This is a genomic window from Bradyrhizobium sp. sBnM-33, assembly GCF_032917945.1.
Lineage (GTDB): Bacteria > Pseudomonadota > Alphaproteobacteria > Rhizobiales > Xanthobacteraceae > Bradyrhizobium.
This window is the reverse complement of the sequence record NZ_CP136624.1, coordinates 8,565,933-8,587,539: the sequence shown is the minus strand read 5'-3', so window position 1 is coordinate 8,587,539 and position 21,607 is coordinate 8,565,933. Positions and strand designations below refer to the sequence as shown.

21 protein-coding genes are annotated in these 21,607 nt (G+C 64.6%); 13 read left to right on the top strand and 8 right to left on the bottom strand.

The genetic code is table 11. From position 1 onward, the window contains the following. The first annotated feature begins 41 nt into the window (after positions 1-41). The 3 genes from RX328_RS40285 to RX328_RS40275 all read left to right on the top strand — a co-directional run bounded on the left by RX328_RS40285 (position 42) and on the right by RX328_RS40275 (position 2,687). Complete coding sequence (locus RX328_RS40285; protein WP_213246522.1) at positions 42-1,010, top strand: NAD(P)H-dependent flavin oxidoreductase; 969 nt, start codon at positions 42-44, stop codon at positions 1,008-1,010. 48 nt (positions 1,011-1,058) lie between these two features. Beyond that, a complete protein-coding gene (locus RX328_RS40280) occupies positions 1,059-1,793 on the top strand; it encodes an SDR family NAD(P)-dependent oxidoreductase (protein ID WP_213246524.1) in 735 nt (244 codons plus the stop codon). Positions 1,794-1,913: 120 nt separating this feature from the next. Further along, the gene (locus RX328_RS40275; protein ID WP_213246526.1) at positions 1,914-2,687 is read left to right on the top strand and encodes a thioesterase family protein; all 774 of its coding nucleotides are present in this window, start codon (positions 1,914-1,916) and stop codon (positions 2,685-2,687) included. Positions 2,688-2,734: 47 nt separating this feature from the next. Here RX328_RS40275 and RX328_RS40270 read toward each other — a convergent pair whose 3' ends face one another. Both RX328_RS40270 and RX328_RS40265 read right to left on the bottom strand, forming a co-directional pair. Beyond that, a complete protein-coding gene (locus tag RX328_RS40270) occupies positions 2,735-4,303 on the bottom strand; it encodes an ABC transporter substrate-binding protein (protein WP_247508811.1) in 1,569 nt (522 codons plus the stop codon). Between the two features lie 64 nt (positions 4,304-4,367). After that, positions 4,368-4,916, bottom strand: coding sequence for a hypothetical protein (locus RX328_RS40265; RefSeq protein WP_213246529.1), 549 nt, complete (start codon positions 4,914-4,916; stop codon positions 4,368-4,370). Positions 4,917-5,509: 593 nt separating this feature from the next. Between RX328_RS40265 and minC the strand changes: the two genes are divergently transcribed. The 3 genes from minC to minE are packed head-to-tail and all read left to right on the top strand — an operon-like array spanning position 5,510 to position 7,336. After that, positions 5,510-6,208: a septum site-determining protein MinC gene (minC, locus tag RX328_RS40260; RefSeq protein ID WP_213246531.1), complete on the top strand. Its 699-nt coding sequence runs from the start codon at positions 5,510-5,512 to the stop codon at positions 6,206-6,208. 19 nt (positions 6,209-6,227) lie between these two features. After that, entirely contained in the window at positions 6,228-7,043 is an 816-nt protein-coding gene (gene minD, locus RX328_RS40255; protein ID WP_213246533.1) for a septum site-determining protein MinD, read from the top strand. After that, positions 7,040-7,336, top strand: coding sequence for a cell division topological specificity factor MinE (gene minE / locus RX328_RS40250; RefSeq protein WP_213246534.1), 297 nt, complete (start codon positions 7,040-7,042; stop codon positions 7,334-7,336). The genes minD and minE overlap by 4 nt, the downstream gene beginning before the upstream one ends. A gap of 128 nt (positions 7,337-7,464) precedes the next feature. On the opposite strand, the gene RX328_RS40245 is transcribed toward minE, so the two are convergent. Further along, complete coding sequence (locus RX328_RS40245) at positions 7,465-9,027, bottom strand: AMP-binding protein (RefSeq protein WP_213246536.1); 1,563 nt, start codon at positions 9,025-9,027, stop codon at positions 7,465-7,467. A gap of 99 nt (positions 9,028-9,126) precedes the next feature. On the opposite strand from RX328_RS40245, the gene RX328_RS40240 reads away from it, so the two are divergent. Beyond that, positions 9,127-10,107, top strand: a complete 981-nt coding sequence (locus RX328_RS40240) for an NAD(P)H-dependent flavin oxidoreductase (RefSeq protein WP_249726027.1) — start codon at positions 9,127-9,129, stop codon at positions 10,105-10,107. Positions 10,108-10,329: 222 nt separating this feature from the next. Then, positions 10,330-12,663, top strand: coding sequence for a mechanosensitive ion channel domain-containing protein (locus RX328_RS40235; protein WP_312017931.1), 2,334 nt, complete (start codon positions 10,330-10,332; stop codon positions 12,661-12,663). 24 nt (positions 12,664-12,687) lie between these two features. On the opposite strand, the gene RX328_RS40230 is transcribed toward RX328_RS40235, so the two are convergent. After that, on the bottom strand, positions 12,688-14,130 hold the full coding sequence (locus RX328_RS40230; protein ID WP_312017932.1) for a PLP-dependent aminotransferase family protein: 1,443 nt from the start codon (positions 14,128-14,130) through the stop codon (positions 12,688-12,690). Positions 14,131-14,225: 95 nt separating this feature from the next. Here RX328_RS40230 and RX328_RS40225 point away from each other — a divergent pair, with 95 nt between their 5' ends. Next, positions 14,226-15,134 carry a DMT family transporter gene (locus RX328_RS40225; protein ID WP_213246540.1) on the top strand — a complete coding sequence of 303 codons (909 nt, stop codon included), beginning with the start codon at positions 14,226-14,228 and terminating at the stop codon, positions 15,132-15,134. Here RX328_RS40225 and RX328_RS40220 read toward each other — a convergent pair. After that, entirely contained in the window at positions 15,131-15,781 is a 651-nt protein-coding gene (locus tag RX328_RS40220; RefSeq protein WP_213246542.1) for a hypothetical protein, read from the bottom strand. The two genes, RX328_RS40225 and RX328_RS40220, sit on opposite strands and share 4 nt — an antisense overlap. A gap of 150 nt (positions 15,782-15,931) precedes the next feature. Here RX328_RS40220 and RX328_RS40215 point away from each other — a divergent pair, with 150 nt between their 5' ends. The 3 genes from RX328_RS40215 (at position 15,932) to RX328_RS40205 (ending at position 17,845) form a co-directional block, all read left to right on the top strand. Next, the gene (locus tag RX328_RS40215; protein WP_213246544.1) at positions 15,932-16,177 is read left to right on the top strand and encodes a hypothetical protein; all 246 of its coding nucleotides are present in this window, start codon (positions 15,932-15,934) and stop codon (positions 16,175-16,177) included. A 129-nt stretch (positions 16,178-16,306) separates the two neighbouring features. Further along, entirely contained in the window at positions 16,307-17,008 is a 702-nt protein-coding gene (locus tag RX328_RS40210; protein ID WP_213246545.1) for a hypothetical protein, read from the top strand. Between the two features lie 108 nt (positions 17,009-17,116). Next, positions 17,117-17,845 (top strand): hypothetical protein, encoded by a 729-nt coding sequence (locus RX328_RS40205; RefSeq protein ID WP_213246547.1) that lies wholly within the window; start codon positions 17,117-17,119, stop codon positions 17,843-17,845. Positions 17,846-17,986: 141 nt separating this feature from the next. Here RX328_RS40205 and RX328_RS40200 read toward each other — a convergent pair whose 3' ends face one another. Beyond that, positions 17,987-18,229: a cysteine rich repeat-containing protein gene (locus tag RX328_RS40200; protein WP_213246549.1), complete on the bottom strand. Its 243-nt coding sequence runs from the start codon at positions 18,227-18,229 to the stop codon at positions 17,987-17,989. Between the two features lie 240 nt (positions 18,230-18,469). On the opposite strand from RX328_RS40200, the gene RX328_RS40195 reads away from it, so the two are divergent. Beyond that, positions 18,470-18,760, top strand: a complete 291-nt coding sequence (locus RX328_RS40195; protein ID WP_213246551.1) for a hypothetical protein — start codon at positions 18,470-18,472, stop codon at positions 18,758-18,760. Between the two features lie 192 nt (positions 18,761-18,952). Here the strand turns inward: RX328_RS40195 and RX328_RS40190 are convergent, their stop codons facing one another. Beyond that, on the bottom strand, positions 18,953-20,899 hold the full coding sequence (locus tag RX328_RS40190; RefSeq protein ID WP_213246553.1) for an ATP-binding protein: 1,947 nt from the start codon (positions 20,897-20,899) through the stop codon (positions 18,953-18,955). Continuing rightward, positions 20,896-21,573, bottom strand: a complete 678-nt coding sequence (locus RX328_RS40185) for a response regulator (RefSeq protein ID WP_213246555.1) — start codon at positions 21,571-21,573, stop codon at positions 20,896-20,898. Before RX328_RS40185 ends, RX328_RS40190 begins: the two co-directional genes overlap by 4 nt. Positions 21,574-21,607: the final 34 nt, after the last annotated feature.

Below are 21,607 nucleotides of genomic sequence, written 5' to 3'. Positions count from 1 at the left end.
TCTAGAGCCAATCGCTTGCCTGAATAAAAGGATCGTTTCGAATGTCCATGCCCGCGCTGTTCAAGGGCCGCCTGTCGATACCCGTGATCGGGTCGCCGTTGTTCATTATCTCCGTGCCCGATCTCGTGATCGCCCAGTGCAAGGCCGGCGTGGTCGGATCGTTTCCGGCGCTAAACGCGCGGCCGGCTTCGCTGCTCGACGAGTGGCTGGCGCGGATCACCGAAGAGCTCGCGGCTTACGACAAGGCGCATCCGGAGCGGCCGTCGGCGCCGTTCGCGGTGAACCAGATCGTTCACAAGTCCAACAACCGGCTCGATCACGATCTCGCGGCCTGCGAGAAGTACAAGGTGCCGATGCTGATCACCTCGCTCGGCGCGCGCGAGGATCTCAACCAGGCGGCGCATAATTGGGGCGGCATCGTCTTCCACGACGTGATCAACCAGAAATTCGCGCACAAGGCGGTCGAGAAGGGCGCCGACGGCCTGATCCTGGTTGCGGCCGGCGCCGGCGGCCATGCCGGCACGATCTCGCCGCTCGCCTTCGTCGAAGAAACGCGCGCCTGGTTCGACGGACCGATCGCGCTGTCGGGCGCGATCGCCAATGGCCGCGCCATCCGTGCGGCGCGCATCCTCGGCGCCGACTTCGCCTATATCGGCTCCGCCTTCATCGCGACCAAGGAAGCTAATGCCGTCGAAGCCTACAAGGAGATGATCACGTCCTCGTCGGCGGAAGACATCGTCTACTCGAACCTGTTCACCGGCGTGCACGGCAATTACCTCAAGCCGTCGATCGTTAAGGCGGGTCTCAATCCCGACGACCTGCCGACCTCCGATCCCTCGAAGATGAGTTTTGGCACCGACGCCTCTGGCGAGCGCGCCAAGCCGAAGGCATGGAAGGAGATCTGGGGCTCTGGTCAGGGCATCGGCGGCATCGGCAAGGTGGTGCCGGCCGCCGAGCTGATCGCGCGGTTCAAGAAGGAATATGACGAGGCGGTCGACCCCGCATTGTGAGGCGCCTTGCGGGTCGCGCGCCGTCGTGAAGGCGACGGAGGATCGGTGATGGCCGGACAGAACTTGAGCGCGCGGGTCGCGCTGGTGACGGGAGCGTCCCGCGGTATCGGCGCGGCGGTTGCCTTGACACTTGCCGAAGCCGGCGCCGCGGTCGCGGTCAATTACCGCGAGCGCGCTGATGATGCCGATACCGTCGTCGCCCGGATCAAGGCCAATGGCGGCCGCGCCATCGCGGTCGCGGCCGATGTCTCGCAGGCGGCGGCTGTCGCCAACATGGTCGAGCAGGTGGCCTCCGCGCTCGGCCCGATCGACATTCTCGTCAACAATGCAGGTGTCGCGATCGTGCGCGGCGTCGACGATCTCACCGAGGACGATTTCGACCGCACCATCGCGGTAAACCTGAAATCGGCGTTCCTGTGCACTCAGGCGGTTGTGCCGGCGATGCGGGCACGCAAATGGGGCCGCATCGTCAACATCTCCTCGGGCGCGGCGCGCGGCGCCGGCGCCATCGGCGTGCACTACAACGCCTCCAAGGCCGGCATGGAAGGACTGACGCGCGGCTATGCAGCGCGCCTCGTCAAGGAAGGCATTACCGTCAACGCGGTGGCGCCGTCGCTGATCGAGACCGACATGATGGGCGGTCGCACCGATCTGGCGCGCAACATCCCGCTCGGCCGCATGGGCCAGGCCGGGGAAGTCGCACAAGCCGTCGCGATGGTGCTCGGCAACAGCTACATGACCGGGCAGACCATCGTCCTCAATGGCGGCATGGCGTTCATTTGACGCGCCGCGTTGCTTGTCGTCTCCCGCGAATGTCGCCGGTGCTCTGCCTGCCGCGGGCTCGACTCGTCCCGCTGAAGCAGGCAAGAAGCTCGTCCCTTGATCGACAGGACTTCTCATTCAATGGACGGCATTTTTCGTGTTGACGGCAACGACGTCGTCACCAGCCCCTTTGCAGCGGGGCCATGGGACCCGAGCATGCAGCACGGCTCGCCGCCGGCGGCGCTGGTGGTGTGGGCGGCGGAGCGGATTCCGACGCCGGTCGCGATGCGGGTTGCGCGCGTGACCGTGGACCTGATGCGCCCCGTGCCGGTGGCGCCGCTGACCATCGAGAGCGAAGTCTTGCGCGAGGGGCGCAAGATCCAGCTCTGCGCGGTCAGGCTGCTGGCCAAAGGCGTCGTCGTGGTCGGCGCGACCGTGCTGAAGATCAAGGTGCAGGCCCAGGAATTGCCGCTAGAGGCCGCGATTCTGCCGGTTGAGCTGCCGGGGCCGGGTCGATCGCGCGTCGAGCCCGCGGATTTTTCTTCCAGCCCGTTCGTATCAGGCATGTCGCTGCGTGCCGCGCGTGGCCGGTTCGGCACGCCCGGTCCCGGCGCGATCTGGTATCGCGTCGACCGGCCGATCGTGGAAGGCGCGCCGGTATCGCAGGCGATGCGGGCGATGGCGGCGGCGGATTTCTGCAACGGCACTTCGGCCGTGCTGGATTTTCGCGAATGGACGTTTCTCAACGCCGACCTGACCGTGAATTTTGCGCGAGAGCCGGTCGGCGATTGGATCCTGCTCGATGCCGAGTCCTGGATCGGTCCCGACGGCGCGGGGCTCGCCATGGCGCGGCTTGCCGACGAGCGTGGCTATTTCGGCCGCGCCATCCAGAGCCTTGTCATCGAGAAGCGCTGAGCACGGACAGACGGCAAGCCGCGATCACAGGGATCGCGGCTTCCCGATCATTCCAGATCGATCGGCTGGTAACGCCCGCTTTCGTCGAGTGCCGTGCCCCACACCTTGTTCGAGGCCTGGTGCTCGGAGCGGCCGAAGCTGAGCTGGGTCCCGAGACCGAGGTCGAGATTGCGCATCGTCTCCAGCGTGTCGATCAGCTTCTCCGTATCGATCTGCGGGCCGGTCCGCTTGATGCCCGCGATCAGGACGTTGGCGGCGACATAGCCCTCGAACGAAACGTAGTCGGGCGCTTCGCCTGGGAAATACTTGGCGAGCGCATTCTTGTATTCGAGCACGGCGGACGAATAGCCCGACACCGCCGGCACCACCTGCGTCACGATCACGCCGTTCGTGTAACGCGGTCCCAACAGCTTCAGTTCTTCGGCAAGCGCGGTAGAGCCGACGAACGAGACGTTGGAGTATATCATCCCCGGATAGAGGTCGCGCGTCTTCTCGATGAACCGCGCCGCGGCCCGGTAGGTGGCAACCATGACGACGGCCTTGATCGGCGGCTTCGCGAGCTTCAACTGGTTGATCGCGTCGTCGACGTCGACGGTGTTTCGCGCATAATTGAGCCGGAGGATGGCGCCGTCGTTCACGCCCATGGAGCGAAACGCCTTGGCGACCCCGGCAAATCCGGCGTCGCCGTACGAATCCTGCTGCGCAAACACCGCGATCTGCCGGGGCTGCAGCCGGCGTATCTTGACGAGGTAGCGGACGACCGCGTCGGTTTCCTGAACATAGCTGGCGCGGTAGTTGAACACGTAGCGATCCGGCGGATCGTTGCGCAGGATGTTGGCGCCGGTGAAGGCCCCAAAGAACAGCATCCGGCGTTCGAGCGCATAGGGGATCGCCACCGCCGCGGTCGGCGTGCCGACATTGCCGACGATGCCGAACACCTGGTCTTTTTCATAGAGCTGCTTCATCGCTTCCGCGGTGCGCGAAGGCTCGTAGCCGTCGTCGGCGGCGTACAGTTTGAGCATTCGCCCGTCGACGCCGCCGGCATCGTTGATCCGGTTGAAGGCGGTTTCGATTCCGAGCTTCATCTGGCGTCCCAGCTCACGGGCCGAGCCGGAGAAGGGCGCTGCGATGCCGAAGCGGATTTCCTTTTCGCCGATGCCGCGTGGCAGCGGCCCGGTGGGGACCGGAGCCGTCGGCGCGGTTGCTGCGTTCGCGGCCGTTGCCGCAGCAGCAGGGGACGGGCCAATGACGCTGGAAAGACTCGGCCCCGAGATCGAGCGTTCGAGATCGGCAAGCTGACGATCGGCCCGGATGCAATCAATTTTGCCCGAGCTAACAGCGGCGCGGCCATCGGCCACGCTGCGATCGAACGTCTGGGTGAGATCAGAACGCTCCGCCTCGTTCGACGAGGCTTCACGGATCACCTGTGAAAACTTGTCGACGATGGTCTGGGTGCGGGAACGCGCAATGTCGCGGCAGGCCTGGGCCGAGCCGATCACGGGGCCGACGCGGCCTGCAAGATCGCGCACAATCGCAATGTCGCCGGCAGCCTGGGCGCTGCCTGCGATTCCGAAGAGCACGGCCCCAACCAGCAAGGCGATCCGGTGCGAGGTCATGGCAAACTCCTTGAGAACAAGATCGCTACAAGTCGGTTCTCAGGCATTGTCCCCTCCATCTGAATCATGGGTTGGCGCGTTGTGGCGTCGCCGGATCTGGCTTCTCGCGCCATTGCATGAATTGCTTGAGCAACTGGGACTGCTCGGACGCAGGCGAGGCGCTCGGTGGCGTGGAGGCGAGAACGGCCTGGAATTCGCTGATTGCAGGCTTTGGCGACGCCTCTCCGGACTGGAACAGGGCAGCCTTGATCGACTGCACGATGCCGGAGGACGCCGACGGCTCACCGTCGCTCTGCCGCGACCCCGGCACGAGCACGACGAAGAACAGCGCCACGAGAGCCGAGACGCCGATGGCGGCACCAAAACGCGCTGCGACGCTCCACAACGCCTTCTTCGATTCCAGTTGAGGTTCGCGCATGATCTCGGGATCGAGGGGGTGGCGCAGCGCATCGGATACGGCGCTCTCGAGCTGGGAGTCGAACGATGCCGGAGAAAACGGCGTCGTCGCGGGGCCGGCATCGCGCTGGGAAGCCGACCGCTCACGTAGCGAGCGCGGCGCGTAGTACAGGGGATCGCGGGGATTGATATGGTCCTGCTCACTCACACTGCTCATACCGTTACTCCTCATGACACTTGGCGGATTGCCCGGCGGATTGCTTGGCGGCGAAACGGCTGCGGACGTATCGGACAAAAGCTCCAGGTGACGGAAGAGGCGCGCGGTATCATCCACGTCCGCTTTCCGTCCGCTATCGGGTTTGATTGGAAGATTTGAATCGAAGTGCGAAGCGTCGTCCCTGCGTCCGACGACACCTGTCTGCGAGATCGGATCTCGCGACCACTCAACACCCACGACTTGCACTGCCTCGTCCCCTGCCGGCAAATGTCCGTCTGCCCGACGGATTGAGCTGCCAGACCGCAAGGATCTGCCAGCACACATAAGTTTGTTGGAGCCGCGCGAGGACTAATTTAGGTCGGAAACGTGACGAAAGTAAGTTGAGCGTTCGTTAACTACAACTCGCGTGACCCCTGTTTTCATAGGGTTTTACGCGCCATCGCCGCGATCAGCAGCAAGAATCGGCCATAAATGCGCCGGATTCGCCGCCCGTTGCGCCGTTTTCTGCGCGCAGCGCGGGTTTTCGCATTAATTACTCGTTAACGAAGTTGGTCGATTGTTAACTATTCAATAAGAAAGGCGAGTCGAACATCATGGACGTCCGAGCGGATCCCACGCGTCAACTGGTCCGGCTGCGCGGCCGTTCGTATGTCGCATTCGTATTCAGCCCCGTCGTGCCGATCGTGGAGTGGCTCGCCGAGATCGACGCCACGCTGGCGCGCTCGCCCGGATACTTCGTCGGGAAGCCGATCGTGCTCGATCTCTCAGCCGTCGATCTCTCAAGCTCCGCCATCGCCCATCTCGTCGGCAGTCTCAACGAGCGCAACATTCGCGTTCTCGGCATCGAGGGCGTGGAGGAAGACCGCCTCAGCGCCAACATGCCGCCCTTGCTGACCGGCGGCCGTGCCTGCGTGATCACGCGAAGCGAGCCGGCGCAGAAGTTGGAGCCTGAGAAGCCGAAGCCGACCTCGCTGCTGCTCGACAGCCCGGTGCGTTCGGGCCAGTCCATCGTCTTCATGGAAGGCGATGTAACCATTCTGGGCTCGGTCGGGTCGGGCGCTGAGATCGTCGCCGGCGGATCGATCCACATCTACGGCACGCTGCGCGGCCGCGCGATGGCCGGCGTCAACGGCAATTCAGCCGCACGGATCTATTGCCAAAAGATCGAGGCGGAGTTGCTCGCCATCGACGGCTACTACCAGACTGCAGAAGAAATCGACGTTGCGCTCCGCAATCGCCCGGCGCAGGCCTGGCTGGAGGGTGACACCATGAAAATTACCCCGCTGAATTAACCGGCTAAGGAGATCAAGTATGGCCAAGGTCCTGGTCGTTACCTCGGGCAAGGGAGGCGTTGGAAAGACTACCTCGACGGCCGCGCTCGGCGCGGCGCTTGCACAAAGCGGGCAAAGCGTCGTGGTGGTCGATTTCGACGTCGGCCTGCGCAACCTCGATCTGGTGATGGGCGCCGAACGCCGCGTGGTGTTCGACCTCATCAACGTGGTGCAGGGCGTGGCCAAGCTGCCGCAGGCCTTGATCCGCGACAAGCGGCTGGAAAATCTCTGGCTGCTCCCGGCCTCGCAGACCCGCGACAAGGATGCGCTCACCGACGAGGGCGTCGGCCGCGTCATCGCCGAGCTGAGAAGTCGATTCGACTGGATCCTGTGCGACAGCCCGGCCGGCATCGAGCGCGGCGCGACGCTCGCCATGCGCTATGCCGACGAGGCCGTCATCGTCACCAATCCGGAAGTGTCCTCGGTGCGCGACTCCGATCGCATCATCGGCATGCTCGATTCGAAGACGGTGAGGGCGGAGCGCGGCGAGCGGGTGGAAAAGCATGTGCTGATCACCCGCTACGATCCGGCGCGTGCGGCGCGCGGCGAGATGCTCAACATCGACGATATCCTGGAAATCCTCGCAACGCCGCTGATCGGCATCATTCCCGAGAGCCAGGACGTTCTGAAGGCGTCCAATGTCGGCACGCCAGTGACGCTCAACAATGCTGAGAGTGCGCCGGCCCGCGCCTATATCGACGCCTCGCGTCGCCTGATGGGCGAGGAAGTCGCCATGGTGGTGCCGGCCGAGCGCAAGGGCTTCATGAACCGGCTGCTGGGACGGAGAGCTGCATGAGCATGAACCTGCTGCGGCTGTTCGGTGGCCGCAACGCGTCCGCTCCGGTTGCGCGGGAGCGGCTGCAGATTCTGCTGGCGCATGAGCGTGGACTGCTCGGCCAGTCCGACCTGCTCGTTACGCTGCGGGAGGAGATTCTCGCTGTCGTGTCGAAACACGTGGCGCTGGATCCTGACAAGGTCATCGTCAAGCTGGAGCGCGGCAAGACGGTATCGACGCTCGAAGTCGATATCGAAGTGCCCAACAATTTCGACAAGTCGAAGGCGCCCGGCGAGAGGCGCATGGCCGGCTGACGAGGGCATCGATCCTCGATCGATTTGCCGTACATCTCAACCTGTCATCCTGAGGTGCGGACCCGTTGGCTCGCGCCTCAGGACGACGGGGATGGCTTTGAAAGGTGAGGTGCCGACCGAGCTACTTGCTACCCCACCATCCGCTCCCGCCCGGTCCAGAAGGCTGCTTTCAGCACCTTCTTGTCCACCTTGCCGACGCCGGTCATCGGCAACTCGTTAACGAACTTGATGTGCTTGGGCGCGTGCGTCGGTCCCTTCTTCGCCTTCACGAGGTTGATCAGCTCGTCCGGATTCGGCCGCGCGCCTTCGCGGGCGACGATCACGGCGGTGACGGCCTCGCCCCATTTATCGTCAGGCACGCCGACCACGGCGACCATGGCGACGTCGGCATGCTGCGACAGGACATCCTCGACCTCGCGCGGAAAGATGTTGAAGCCGCCGGAGACGATCATGTCCTTCTTGCGGTCGAGGATGAACATATAGCCGCGTTCGTCCGATCGCGCGATGTCGCCGGTGTGCAGCCAGCCGTTCCTCAGCGTCTCCGCGGTGGTGTCCGGCCGTCTCCAGTACTCCGCCATTACATGCGTGCCGCGCACGCAGATCTCGCCGGCCTCGCCGGTTGCGACTTCCTGGTCGTCATTGTCGAGGATCTTCACCTGGCAGGCGGCAATCGGGAATCCGCAGGACAGGAACAGCTCCGGCGTCCTGGGATCATGGTCGGCCTTGCGCAGCACGGATACCGGATAGCACTCGGTCTGGCCGTAGAGCTGCGAGAACACCGGCCCGATCCGCTCGATGCCTTCGACCAGCCGGCTCGGCGACATCGCAGACGCGCCGTACAGCAAGAGTTCAAGCGAGGAGAGGTCGGTCTTGTCGAGCGTCGGGTGATCCAGCATCACGTAGATCATCGTCGGCACGAACAGCGTGAAGTTGATCTTCTCGCGCTCGATGGTCTTGAACACGGCTTCGGGATCAAAGCCTTTCAGCATGTGTACGGTGCCGCCGCGCATCAGCGTCGGCAGCACTTTTGTCCCCGCGACATGGCTGATCGGCGCGACGGTGAGATAGCGCGGCGTATCCGGAATTTCGAAATCGGCGAGGATCGCACTGGCCCAGCCGCCATATTCCCGGTGGTGCCGCAGCGCGCCCTTGGATTTGCCCGTGGTGCCGCCGGTGTAATTGAGCGTGGCGATGTCGTCGGGACCGGCGAAGCTGCGTGCCCTGACGCTGCCTGCGGCTTCAATCGCCTGCAAGAGATCGGCGCCGTAGCCGGCGGGGCCAAGCGTGAATACCGTCTTCACGCCGGCCGCTTTGGCGGCGAGTTCGCCGCCGCGATCGCGAAAGGTGACGCCGTCAACCACCAGCATCTGCGTTTCAGAGTCTTCCAACTGAAACAGTTGGTCGTCTAGCGAACCCAAAGGATGCAGCCAGGTAATCGCAAACCGCGCCAACTGCGCAGCAACGCCAGCGCACCAGGTGTCGGCGCGGTTGGCGGTGAGAAACGCGACGCGCGTGCCGGGCGCAAAGCCGAGCTGCATGAAGACGCTCTGCATGCGGCCGATCATATCGCTCGCGCCGCGATAGGTGATCGATCCGCCCGGCCAGGCGAACGCCGTGCGCTCCGGGTACCGCGCCAGCGCCCGCAACGTCTGCTCGCAGGCCGTCGGAAATGCGTAGAGCGGATTCCCCATCTTTCTTCCTCCCGCCTGTTTTGTAATTGGCCTTCGCTCGTGCCAATGTTGGATGAACGCTAGCACAATGGGCAAGCGGCTCAAGTCAGGAAGAACATCTTGCCGTCGATCGATTCTCTCGCGCGCTTTCGCGATCGCCTCGGCCTGCCGCTGATTGCGGCGCCGATGTTTCTCGTCTCCGGCGTCGAACTGGTGGTAGCCGCCTGCCGCAACGGCGTGATTGGCGCATTTCCCACGGTGAATTGCTGCAGCCCCGAACAGCTCGATCAATGGCTGACGGATATCGATGACCGGCTGAAGGAGCACTCGGACGCGAGCGGCAAGCCCGCGGCGCCTGTATGCGCGAATCTGATCGTGCATCGCTCCAATGCGCGGCTGGAGCAGGATCTGCAGGTGCTGCTGCGTCACCGGCCGGAAATGGTTATCACCTCGGTCGGCTCGCCGGCACCGGTATTGAAGCCGTTGCGCGATGCCGGCGCGCTGGTGTTTGCCGACGTCGCATCCATCCGCCATGCCGAACGCGCGGTCGCCGCCGGTGCCGACGGGCTGGTGCTGCTGACGGCAGGCGCGGGCGGCCAGACCGGCTGGCTCAATCCATTCGTGTTCGTGCGCGCGGTGCGCGCCTTCTTTGACGGACCCCTGGTGCTGGCGGGCGGCATCGCGGATGGTCACGCCCTGCGCGCGGCCGAGGCGCTCGGCTGCGATCTCGCCTATATGGGTACCAAATTCATCGCCACGCGCGAGAGCATGGCGGACGCGCGCTACAAGGAGATGCTGGTCGCCAGCAGCGCCGACGACATCCTGCTGACCAAGGCATTCACGGGCCTGCAGACCAACATGCTGCGCCCCTCGATCGAGGCCGCCGGCCTCGATCCGGACGATCTTCCCGAGCGGGGCGCGATCGATATCGGCAAGGATATCGACATCGGCGCGCGCGAGAACCGCCCGAAACGCTGGAAGGATATTTGGAGTGCGGGACATTCCGTTTCGGGCGTGACGGAGATTCTTTCCGTCGACGAAATGGTGGGGCGCACGCTCGCGGAATATCGCGCGGCCGCCGCGCGCGGAAAACCTCGCTAGATCTTAGGCTCCGGCTTTCATTTTGCAGCCCTTTGAAGTTCCCTGCGGTTCAAGCGCTGCGGCATCATTGCGATGCGAGAAATGCCAAGAGAAAGTCGCCGCACAGGCAAACTTCCGACACAGGATAACGGCGAAAACAGGCAATCCGACATGACGCACGCACGAAGGCGAGACCGACTCCAGGTTTTCGTCGCCGGGCGCATTTTATTCAGCGAGGCCTTCGTGTCGCACAAGCTCTTCCCCGCGATCCTGCTCATCTGCGCGCTGCTTGCCTTCCCGGTTTTCGCGCAGCCCGGCGCTGCGCCTGCCGCCGCTACCGATACAGCTGACGTCCTGACGCCCGATCAGGCGAAGCGGGCGCTCGATACGCTTTCCGATGACAAGAAGCGCGCGCAAGTCATCGAGACGCTACGCGCGATCGCCAGTGCCTCGCAGCCACCGCAAGCCCCGGCCGGCGAGCCGAAATCCGCGATGCCGCTCACGGCGGACAGCCTCGGCGCACAGCTCCTGCTGACGGTGTCCGAGCAAGTTGGCGAGATCTCGCGCGATGTCGCCGACGTGGTGCGGACGCTGACGCATTTTCGGGCGTTCTATTACTGGTTCGTGCGGACCGCCAATGATCCGTCCGCCTATCATCAGTTGCTCGATATCGCGTGGAAGCTGGCGCTGGTGTTCCTCTGCGCATTTGCCGCCGAATGGTTGGTTTTCCGCCTCATCAAGCGGCCGGTGGCGCTCCTCGAAGCGCGGCTTCCCCAAACGGCGCAGGCTCCGGTAACGACGCTCGCGATAGCCGATCCGCCATCGTCTGTCGCGGATATTGCCGCGGCGCCCGCGCAGCATCGGCGGCGGCTCAGCCTGGCGCGCACCTGGCAGTCGCTGGTCAGGCTGCCGTTCGTGCTCGGGCGCCTCGTGCTAGAACTGCTCCCGGTGCTCGCCTTTATCGGTATCGCCACGATGTTGCTGGGCACCGGGATCGGCGATCTCGCAACCACCCGGCTGGTGATCCTCGCGGTCGTCAACGCCTATGCGCTGACGCGCGGGCTGATCTGCGTGGTGCGGGCGCTGGCCGGGCCTTTCGGCCTGTTTCGCGTTCGCGCCGAGACAGCGGCCTATATCGAGATATGGGCGCGGCGCATCGTCACCGTCGCCGTCTCGGGCATCGCTTTCGCCAATGTGGCGCTGCTGCTGGGCCTGCACCGCGCCGGCTACGCCGCGTTGCTGCGCCTGGTGATGCTGGTCGTGCATCTCTTCGTCGTCGTCGTCATCCTGCAGTGTCGAAGGCAGGTCGCCGACGCCATACGCGCACCGGCCGGCCGCGACGGCACAGCCGCCAGGGTGCGCAATCGCGTCGCCGGTCTCTGGCACTATCTTGCCATCGCGCTCGATCTCGCCCTGTGGGCGGTGTGGGCGCTCAACATCCGCAACGGCTACTCGCTGCTGCTGCAGTATTTCGTCGGCACCATCGCGGTCGTGCTGATCGTGCGTCTCGCCACCATCCTGGTGCTGAGCCTGATCGACCGCGGCTTTCGCATCAGCCCGGATCTCCTGCGCCGCTTTCCGGGCCTGGAGACCCGCGCCAACCGCTATCTGCCACTGTTGCGCAACATCGTCTCGGCCGTGATTGCCTTCATCGGCTTCGTGGCGCTGCTGGAAGTCTGGGGCATCAACGCCATTGTCTGGTTCTATGGCGGCCAGATCGGCGGCCGGCTGTTGTCGGCGGTGGTCACCGTCGGCATTGCAGCGCTGGCTGCTGCCGCGATCTGGGAAGTCAGCAACGCGTTGCTGGATCGCAAGATCAACGCGCTCTCGCGTGAGGGGCACTACGCGCGCGCGGCGCGGCTGCGCACCTTTCAGCCGATGCTGCGAACGGCGCTGCTGTGTCTGATCGTCACCGTGGTCGGCCTGACGGCGCTCAGCGAAATCGGCGTCAACGTCGCGCCATTGCTCGCTGGCGCAGGTATCGTCGGTATCGCCATCGGCTTCGGCTCGCAGAAACTGGTGCAGGACCTGATCACCGGACTGTTTCTCCTGATCGAGAACACGGTGCAGGTCGGCGACAATGTCACGCTGTCAGGCCTGTCGGGCGTGGTGGAGAACGTCTCGATCCGCACGCTTCGCCTGCGCGCCGGCGACGGCTCGGTGCACATCGTGCCGTTCAGCGCGGTGACGACAATCACCAATTCAAGCCGGGGCGCCGGCAATGCGGCCGTCAGCGTCAACGTGGCCTACAAGGAAGACACCGACCGCGCCGGCCAGATACTGAAGGACATCGTTGCCGAGATGCGGCGCGAGCCCGAATACCAGCACCTGATCCGCGGCGATCTCGAACTGTGGGGCGTCGACAAGGTCGACGGCTCGATGGCTTCGATCGTCGGCCAGATCCGCTGCACCGATGCCGGCCGCTGGCCGGTGCAGCGCGAATTCAACCGCCGCATGAAGCTGCGATTCCAGGAGTGCGGCGTGGAAATCGCACCCGCCAGCCAAACCATTCTGATGCAGGTTCCGGCGCCCGCCGACGTCGCCGCGAATGCGCAGCCCCGGCGGGCGGCAGGATAATTCGTCACGCGATATTCGCGCGTATCAACGCAGGGTTCGGCCAAGGATGAGCGCCGCCTGATCGATCTCCTTTTCATTCCATGCCGCAAACCCGAGAAACAGGCCCTGCTCGTTTGTCTTGTGATACAGCATGGTCGATAACGGCCGGCTGGCGACTCCGGCGTCGAGCAGGCGCGCGGACAATTGCCGGTCGTTAGCCGGTCCGCTGCACCTTGCGAGCAATTGCATGCCGCCGGCCGGGGCTTCGATCGCGAGACGGTCGCCGGCCTCCGCGGCAAGCGCCTGCAGCATGCGGTCGCGCCGGCCCTTGTAGAGACGCGTCATTCTCTTGACATGGCCGAGATAGGCGCCGGATGCGATGAACTCGGCCAGCGCATCCTGCATCGTGATCGACGTCAGCATTCCCGTGTGGCGCTGCGCGGGTTCGAAGACCTCGATCAGCGTTTCCGGCACCACGAGGTAACCGAGGCGGATGTCCGCGTACGTCGCCTTCGAAAAGGTGCCAAGATAGAACACGCGCGGCGATGTTGCGAGCCCCTGCAATGCGGCTACCGGGCGAGCCTCATAATGAAATTCGCCGTCATAGTCGTCCTCGATGATGCAGGCGCCCGTGGCTTCGGCGAAACGCAAAAGTTCGAGACGGCGGCCGATCGGCATCAGACGTCCGGTCGGATATTGATGCGACGGCGTGACGAAGATCAGCCGCGGCGTCTCCTTGCGGGATGAGACGGCCATGCCTTGTGCGTCGAGCGGTATGGCGGAAACGATGGCACCGGCGGCATGCAATGCGACGTTCGCGCCGCCATAGCCCGGGCTTTCGATCCAGGCGTGATCGCCGCGCTCAAGCAGCGCACTGGCGACCAGCGTCAGGCCGGATTGCGCCGTCGGCACGATCAATATCTGGTCGGCCTTCGCCTTGATTCCGCGATGAACCACGAGATGCCCGAGCAGCGCTTCCTGCAGAGGTGCATGGTTGATGGGCCGGTCACGGCGCAGCGGCGCGTTTCGCGCCGCGCGCCGCAGGCAGCGGCTCCACACATCGTGCGGAAACTCGCGCTCATCCGCCAGCCCGGGCTGAAACGGCCGTGGCCGTCCGTCATGAACGGGCGGCCAGTCCGCCCGCCGCAGGCTGCGCGCCCAGGACGACAGGTCTACTCGCTCGCTGCCGGCGCGGCTGCTTCGCGGCGACATGTTGCGGCGATCGAGCGACAGGCCTTCGGCGACGATCGGACGGCGCCCAGCGGTAAGCGAGAGATAACCTTCCGCGGCCAATTGCTCGACCGCAAACGAGACGGTGTTGCGCGACAGCGCGAGCGATTGCGCCAGTTGCCGGCTCGAGGGCAGGCGCTGGCCGGGCGCGAGGCGTCCTTCCGTGATGAGGTGCCGCAACTGATCGGTGAGCTGGCGCGTCAGAGTCGCGCCGCCGTCGCGCGCCAGATGCAGCATTCCGGGCAGCAGGTCGTCCACAACTGGCCCCAGCAAATCGTCAAAACTGGTTCTTTCATTAGAGCCAGTTGAAGGGCTAGGCAATGCAGATCGGTTCATGACGGGACCTGTTCGAGATGGCCAATGGACTTTCAACCCGTAGCGCAGCGGCGCTGCTTGCCGGCGTCGTGTTCGCCTGGGGGACCAACTGGCCGGTGACGAAGATGATCGTGCACGACGTGTCCCCGCTTTGGGCGACGGCGATACGCTGCATGATCGCCGCCGCGACGCTGGCGCCGATGTTGTGGGCCCAGGGGGCGTTCATCGTCCCGAAGCGCGGCGACCTGCCGGTGGTGTTCTGCACCTCGATTCTGCACCTGGTGGCGTTTTCCGCGCTGGTGGCGGCCGGGCTGCAATTCGTGCCGGCGGGCAGGGCGATCGTGCTTGGCTATACGACGCCGCTATGGGTCGCGATCGGAGCAGCCATGTTCCTGTCGGAGCAGATCACGCCTCGGCGCGCGATCGGTATCGGCTGCGGCCTGGCGGGCCTCGCGGTCATCTTCAATCCGCAGACGCTGAACTGGGGTGACCGCAACGCGCTGTTCGGCAGCGGTCTGATCCTGCTCGCGGCGTTCTGCTGGGCCGGCAACATCGTTTACGTCCGCGCGCACAAATGGATCTCGACACCCTTTCAGCTCGTGTTCTGGCAAGTGCTGCTGGCGGCGGCGCTGCTGTCGCTCATCGCGTGGCTTGTGGAAGGCCCGCCGCACATCATGTGGACGGCGCGTCTCGCCGGCCTGATGCTCTATAGCGGCATCGTCTGCACGGCATTCGCCAACTGGGCAATGACGATGGTGAACCGCGGCCTGCCGGCCGTCACCACATCGCTGTGCCTGCTGGCGACGCCACTGCTCGGAATCGTCAGCGCAACCGTGATGCTGAACGAGCCGCTCGAGCCGTCGCTGTTTCTGGCGATGGCGCTGATCATCGGCGGCATCGCGTTAGGTGCGGTTGCCGGCGGCTCACTTCGCGCGAAAGCCGCCTAATTCGCTACGAAATACCAATTCTCGTCATAGCGCTCGAGCCGGCTCGGCGGCTTGTCGGCGAATTCGAAGAAGTTCTTGGGATCGCCGCCTGGCGGCACGTGCAGGAAGCCGGTGAAATAGTGCTTCAGGCCGCGTGAGGTCAAGAACAGCACATAGGTGCCTTCTTCCGTCTCGTCGACGACGATGTCGTTGCCTACGGAAACATTAGGCTCGCGGTCGCCGAGCGCGACCAGGTTCTTGTCGTAGGAGACGTTGGGTTTCAGTTCGCCGGCTTCGACTCGCGCCACGATCCGTTCGCGGTCGGTCCGGTGCCAGCGGAAATTCTGCTGCAGCGCGACCTGGTGCAGCGGGGCGTAGGCGAGAATGGCGAGCGTCAGCGCGCAGATCAGGAAGGGGAGGGCGAACTTCGCGCCGCTGGTTCGGATCCTTGGGAGCAGCGAAGCCGACCACACGATGCAGCCGAAGAACACGAGCGCGACCAGCGGCACGATGACAAGCAGGACAAAGCCGGAGGGCCAGTCCGCCATCGATAGTTCGAACGTTGCGATCGACAGCGTGAAGGCTGAAATCGCGATCGTCGCCACCAGCGCGGCGCGAACCGATGGCCCGGTGGCGACTGACGTCGTCTGGGATGTCGCTTCAGCCATGCCGGGCTGTTCTGCTCCGCCGTTTGCTCGGGTCCCGGCGCTTGCCCATTCCGGAGGCTTAACGCGCCGTTAACCATGTCGGCCCCAACAATAGCCCCGACGATGGTCCGCCGCCACGGTCGGACCGATGGCAAATCGAAAGGGGTATGGATGGATTTCGATCGGTATTTCGCCAAGACCCCGGCCACCCTCGAGGAGATCCGGCGGCGGGTGATGTTTGCGCTCGACCGGCATCCGCTGTGCCGCGGTATCGAATTCGACGTCGTCAGCATGCCGCGCAACCGCAAGTGCAACTGGACCGTCACCCTGCAGCAGGTCGCCCCCAACGCCCTATGGGAAGCCTCCGATATCGTTGCCGATATCCAGGAGGCCTATGAATTGGCCGCAGCGGCCTGATTCCAGGCGATTTTTGCCGGATTTCCCCATCTTTTCGATCGCCTCGGGCCGCCGATTGGCATCGTATAGCCTCAATTATCCTCCAGTTTTCGGCAAAAGGGCCAAACGTCGGCGGGAATGGAGACCTTTTTGACCAAAACCATGACGATCGTCGCATTGATCTGCTTTCTCGTGATCGGCGCCGCAGCCACCGCCATTCTCGGCCGCGACAGCGTGCCTGCCGCCCGGTTCGAACTGGCGTCGGCTTCCTCCGTCCAGGCGCCGGTCTCGAACAAGGAAGGCAAAAAGGATCGCTTGGCGGTCCTAAGCTACGCCACCGCCGCGGTTGAACCCCAGCCCAGGGATCCCGCGCTGAACGAATCCCTGCGCCGGGCCTATGCCTCGACATCGTCCGTCGATATGGCCATGCCGAAGGAAATCGCGGCTCCCACCGTCCCGCCCACGACATCCACCGCTGCGCCGAGTGCGGCGCCAGCGCCTGCGCCAGTCAAGTCCAAGGCCGCAGCTAAGTCCCAGCCGCAGAAAAACTACGCGCTGCTGAGCGATGGCCAGATCGCCGGCATCAAGGACCGCCTGAAACTGACGGCGTCGCAGGAGTCCTACTGGCCGCCGGTGGAAACCGCGCTGCGCGCCGTCGCCCGCAAGATTCATGCGGGCCGCCAGGCCAACCCGAATGCGACCGGCGTGCCGATCGATCCCGACTCCGCAGAAGTTCAGCAGTTGAAATCCGCAGCGATGCCGCTGCTGTTCCAGTTGCGTGAGGACCAGAAGAGCGAAGTGCGCTCGCTTGCCCGCATCATCGGGCTGGAAAAAGTCGCCGCGATGATCTGACCGTTGAGCGCTGCGATTGCAGCGCCGCCGGTTCCAATCGCCTCACAGTGCCGTGCCGGAACATCGACCGATTCCACGCGTTGCCCGCGTGGATGAGGGAGAGAGACGATGCGCACATCAACCGCGTATTTTGCGGGGGCAGGAACCGTTGTCGTGGCGGTCGCCGCCGGCCTCGGCGGTGGATACCTGGCTGCCAACATCGTCAGCCCGCCGACGCAGGTCGTTTCCAAGCTGGAACGAAGGATGTCGGCGGAGCCGATACCCGTTTCGACAGCGCCCTCCGAGCCGGTGCCGTATGCCGCGGCGCCGACGGTTGCGGCGAATACCGCTTCCTCGCCGAGCCAAGAGCAGCCGCAGTCACAGCAGACGCAATCACAGCCCCAAGCGCCGCAGACGACAGCGGCAACGCCGCCCGTCAATAATGCTCCCGCCGAAGACAAAAAAGCTAACAACGTAGCGGCGGCGCAACCTGCAACGTCAGCAGCACAACCTTCGAAACCCGCCGAACAGGCCAGCGAAAAATCGCCCGAAAAGACTTCCGCGCCGCAGGAGGCGTTTGCCAAGGCGCGTGATGCCGACCTCAAACGGGCTGCCACCGAACAGCGGCGCGCCGAGCGGCGCCAGCGCTGGGCCGAAAAACGCCGCTTCCAGCAGCCCCGCGAGCAGGAACTCGAGGCGGTCGAGGAACGGGTCCGGGAACTGACCGAGCCGCGGCGGATCAGGATTCGTGAAGAAGGCGAGCCAAGGGGTTTCTTTGGCGAGCCCGTTAGAAGGGACATGTTCGCCGAGCCGGCCAGAAGCGAGATGCCGCGGATCAGGCTCTTCGAACAGGAATGATTGATTCTCTTGCGGCGACCGCAAATGTCAGAGCGTGATGACTTCGAACGTCATCGCGCTCCTTTTGTTTGGGCGTAATCGCCTCGTGAACGCTTCGCGTTTGTCCGAGAGAATAGGTGGCGACCTTCTCGGATCAGGCGTTTAGCCGCCGCGCGATTCCACCACCTTGCGGCAGCCATCCGACAGCTTCGTCTTGTTTGCTTTCAGGCAGGCATTCATCTGCGGCGGCTTGCCGATATGCTCGGCGCAGAATTTTCCGGCATCCGAACGGCAGGCCATCTGCTCCTGGGGAGTGGGGCCGGATTGCGCCTGAGCCAGCGAGCCGGCGCCGAGCGACAGGATGAGGGCTGCGGCCGCAGCCACCACATGAATGGATTTCGTCATTGGATCACCTTTCGACGAGAACGTGGGTTGAAAGCGCGCGAAAACTCGTCGAGCTTGCGCCTGCGGTCCACGCCATGTTCATGGCGTCGGAAGCGGCCGCAAAGCACCCCCGCACGCGCCCACACCATTTTCATGGGATGTTGCCGGCCCCCTCGATGGACCATGTACATCTCGCGTCGGCTGCGGTGACCGATCGGCACATCGCAAAGAGCTGCACGCCCAATTCGGGAGAGATGACACATGTTGAAGAAGACAGGTTGGCTGAGCGCAGGTCTGATGCTCGCGGCGTTTTCGGCCGTGGCTTCCTTTGCAGTCGGCGGCGCAAGCTCTGCCCAGGCTGCAGTGGTTTATTGCAAGACGGTTGGCGTGCCGAAGGGCTGCGTCGCGCGCCCGACGCCGGTCGCGGCGGCTGCGGTCGTGACGCCGGTCGTTGGCGTCGGCGCTGTCGGCGTCGGAGCTCGGGGCGTCGGCGTTCGTCCCGGCACGCCAATGAATCGCGGTGGCCCGGTCAACCGCGTCGGCCGCCGCTGAGGCGTGATAACTTTCGGTCGAAGCCAAGTACTCGCATTATACCCGTCATCCTGAGGTGCGAGCGAAGCGAGCCTCGAAGGATGTGCGGCCCGGCTGGTGGCCGTCGCCCTTTGAGACGCCGCTTCGCGGCTCCTCAGGGTGACGGATCACGAATTCGAACGACTTTGTCAGGCTGCCGCAAACAATAAGGCCTCAGCCCACAGCGCCGTCGCTGTCGGGAAAGCGGTGGGGCAAGGTCAGCCTCACGCGCGTACCTTTGCGAATTCCTTGGGCGCAGGAGCTCAGTTCCAGCTCCGCGCCGCAGCGCGCGGCGCGGCTTCGCATGTTACGCAGGCCGCGCGCCGCTTTTATCGCGCCTGCCGCCGCGCCATCGGACGTGATCTCAAAGCCCTTGCCGTCGTCCTCGACGGTGATGCAGCCGCGATCGAGGCCATCGGCGCCTGCGAGCGTTTCTATCCTCACCGTGATACGGCGCGCATTGGCGTGCTTGACCGCATTGGTCACGGCTTCATCCAACAACCGCACGATCTGGATGACGTGCCACGGCCGCAGCTCGGGATGAACCGGCAAGCCCTGCGCCGTAACGGCGCGCCAGTCGAGCGCGACGTCATGCGGGCGAAGCTGCGCCATGGCGCGTTCGCGCCATGAGCCCAGCGCCAGCATCAGATCGCCGCCGATGTCGTCCATGGAGTCGATGACGAGGCGCAAATCCTTCAGCGCTGCGCGCGCCGCATCGCCTATCCCCGCGCTGCCATTGCCGCGCTCGCTGAGCGCCACGATGCTGACGAGTTGGCCGCCGAGTCCGTCATGCAGGTCGCGCATCAGGCGCGTGCGCTCCCGCGCCAGCGCCGCGGCGCGGGCGCGCTCCTCCTCGCGGGCGAAACTGGCTTTCAGCTTTTCCTCCGCCTCGCGCACCTGGGTGACGAGGCGGCCGGCAAAGCCATCGACCTGGTTCAGCGCCCGGGCGAACCGCCAGGTGAGCCCGGCGCCGATCGCGACCAGCATCGCCGAATAGGACAGCCGCGCGGTGAAGATGCGGTTGGGCATCATCTGAAACACCGAGAGCAGGTCGACGATCCAGCAGGTCAGCATGATCGTGACCGCGCAGCCGAGCAGGAAGCTCGCGACGTTCTGCCGTTGCAGCGCCGATCGCGCGGTAACGACGGCCATGATGAGAAGGGAGATGCCGACCATCGGTACGGCGAGAATCAGGAAGAGAGCGCGCACCAGCGCCTGATTTCCGAACAGGCCGGCCAGCGCCAATGCGATGCCCGGAATGAAGATGATCCAGGCGTAGCGCTGCCACTTCCAGCCTGAGAGCAGCAGCGCAAAGACCAGCACCAGTGCGCTTTCGATCGGCGCGGAGGAAATCAGGATCACATTGAACCTGGAAAATGCCGTCTCACCCATCGGCGTTTGCAGGAACGCCTGGCCGACACCCACCGCCATCGCCGCCGCCAGAACGCCGTAGGCTGGCTCGTGTCGACGCATCACCCACATGATGCCGAGAATGACAGCCAGAATCGCCTGCCAGGATGAGAACACCACCGGCAACGTCACGAACACCAGCGTTCTGAGATTATAGGTCGGGCGCAACTCTTCATCCGGGCCGACCCAGATGCGATCGAGGAAGCCGGTGATCGGGCCCCAGATGAACAGTCGGATCGAGATGTCGTTGTCGCCATCGCGCAGCACGGAAGCGGGGATCACCGCAATCGCCGGCGTGTTGCGGTCGGGCCGGTTGGCGGCAGGATCGCGCCGGCTGTCGAGGATCACCACATCGTTGACGGTAACCTCGACGCCGTTGGTAAAGCGCGGCAGGAACACCGACCAGGCCTGCGAGGCCTCGCCGGCCGGGCGGACGAAGTGCCCCCTGAAGCGGGGCGGATCGTTCATCGCATTCCGCAACGGCGAGAAGTACGGCAGCGTCACCGCCCGCTCGGCGCCGGCTTCGGTGAGCTGAAAGGCCGTCACCCGATACTGCGCGGGAGGTCCGGGCAGCGATTGCAGAAGTGCCATGATGCAGGCGACGGCGATCACCGCCTGCAGCAACAGATACTGGATGAGACGGGACGACCGCAGCCGACGCCGCGCGCGGCCGGGCAGCTCCGGTTGCACGTCGTCCCCGTGATCATTCACAACTTGATCAAGCCCTGCTGGACGGCCTCGAACACCGCCTCGCCCCGGGTATGAACCTCGAGCTTGCGATAGATACTCTTGATATGCCCGGGCACGGTTTGCCGCGACAGGCCGAGATGGCTGGCGATCTCGGCATAGCTGAAGCCCTTGGCGATGCCCCAGAGAATGTCGATTTCGCGCGGCGTCAGTTTGGCGGTGTTGAGCGCGGGGCCGGGCGGCGGCTCCGGCGTGCTCTGGGTCCGGCGCACGATGAAGCGTGCGATCGAGGCCGAGATCGGCGAATGTCCGGCGACGAGGTCGCGCACGGTCGCGGCGATATCGGTCGGGAACGCGTCCTTGAGCAGATAGCCCGTCGCGCCGACGGTGATCGCCGAAATCACGCTTTCCTCGTCGCCAAGGATCGAGATCACCATGATCTCGGTATCGGGAAAGCGCTGGCGGGTCTCGCGGATCAGATCGACGCCATGGCCATCCGGCAACTGAAGATCGGTCAGCAGCACTTTTGGCGCGCCTTGCGCGAGACAGGCGCGGGCTTCCGTGAGCGTGCCGGCGGCCTTTACCTGGTATCCTGCGTTGGTCAGGGCGTCCTGCAGCCGCCAAAGTGTCGGCGCATCATCTTCCACCAGCACGACCGTGATGGCTTCCGCCTTGGGCCCATCGCTCAATGAATTCATCTGAAACTCCGGCTGCCTGTCCCTGCAGCCCGCG

Excerpts from the sequence above, each read along its gene's own strand:
- RX328_RS40225 (WP_213246540.1), top strand. The coding sequence starts at position 14,226 with ATGGCCAATGGACTTTCAACCCGTAGCGCAGCGGCGCTGCTTGCCGGC.
- RX328_RS40195 (WP_213246551.1), top strand. The coding sequence starts at position 18,470 with ATGTTGAAGAAGACAGGTTGGCTGAGCGCAGGTCTGATGCTCGCGGCG.
- minD (WP_213246533.1), top strand. The coding sequence starts at position 6,228 with ATGGCCAAGGTCCTGGTCGTTACCTCGGGCAAGGGAGGCGTTGGAAAG.
- RX328_RS40205 (WP_213246547.1), top strand. The coding sequence starts at position 17,117 with ATGCGCACATCAACCGCGTATTTTGCGGGGGCAGGAACCGTTGTCGTG.
- RX328_RS40280 (WP_213246524.1), top strand. The coding sequence starts at position 1,059 with ATGGCCGGACAGAACTTGAGCGCGCGGGTCGCGCTGGTGACGGGAGCG.
- RX328_RS40200 (WP_213246549.1), bottom strand. The coding sequence starts at position 18,229 with ATGACGAAATCCATTCATGTGGTGGCTGCGGCCGCAGCCCTCATCCTG.
- minC (WP_213246531.1), top strand. The coding sequence starts at position 5,510 with ATGGACGTCCGAGCGGATCCCACGCGTCAACTGGTCCGGCTGCGCGGC.
- RX328_RS40285 (WP_213246522.1), top strand. The coding sequence starts at position 42 with ATGTCCATGCCCGCGCTGTTCAAGGGCCGCCTGTCGATACCCGTGATC.
- RX328_RS40275 (WP_213246526.1), top strand. The coding sequence starts at position 1,914 with ATGGACGGCATTTTTCGTGTTGACGGCAACGACGTCGTCACCAGCCCC.
- RX328_RS40215 (WP_213246544.1), top strand. The coding sequence starts at position 15,932 with ATGGATTTCGATCGGTATTTCGCCAAGACCCCGGCCACCCTCGAGGAG.
- RX328_RS40245 (WP_213246536.1), bottom strand. The coding sequence starts at position 9,027 with ATGGGGAATCCGCTCTACGCATTTCCGACGGCCTGCGAGCAGACGTTG.
- minE (WP_213246534.1), top strand. The coding sequence starts at position 7,040 with ATGAGCATGAACCTGCTGCGGCTGTTCGGTGGCCGCAACGCGTCCGCT.
- RX328_RS40220 (WP_213246542.1), bottom strand. The coding sequence starts at position 15,781 with ATGGCTGAAGCGACATCCCAGACGACGTCAGTCGCCACCGGGCCATCG.
- RX328_RS40265 (WP_213246529.1), bottom strand. The coding sequence starts at position 4,916 with ATGAGCAGTGTGAGTGAGCAGGACCATATCAATCCCCGCGATCCCCTG.
- RX328_RS40270 (WP_247508811.1), bottom strand. The coding sequence starts at position 4,303 with ATGACCTCGCACCGGATCGCCTTGCTGGTTGGGGCCGTGCTCTTCGGA.
- RX328_RS40185 (WP_213246555.1), bottom strand. The coding sequence starts at position 21,573 with ATGAATTCATTGAGCGATGGGCCCAAGGCGGAAGCCATCACGGTCGTG.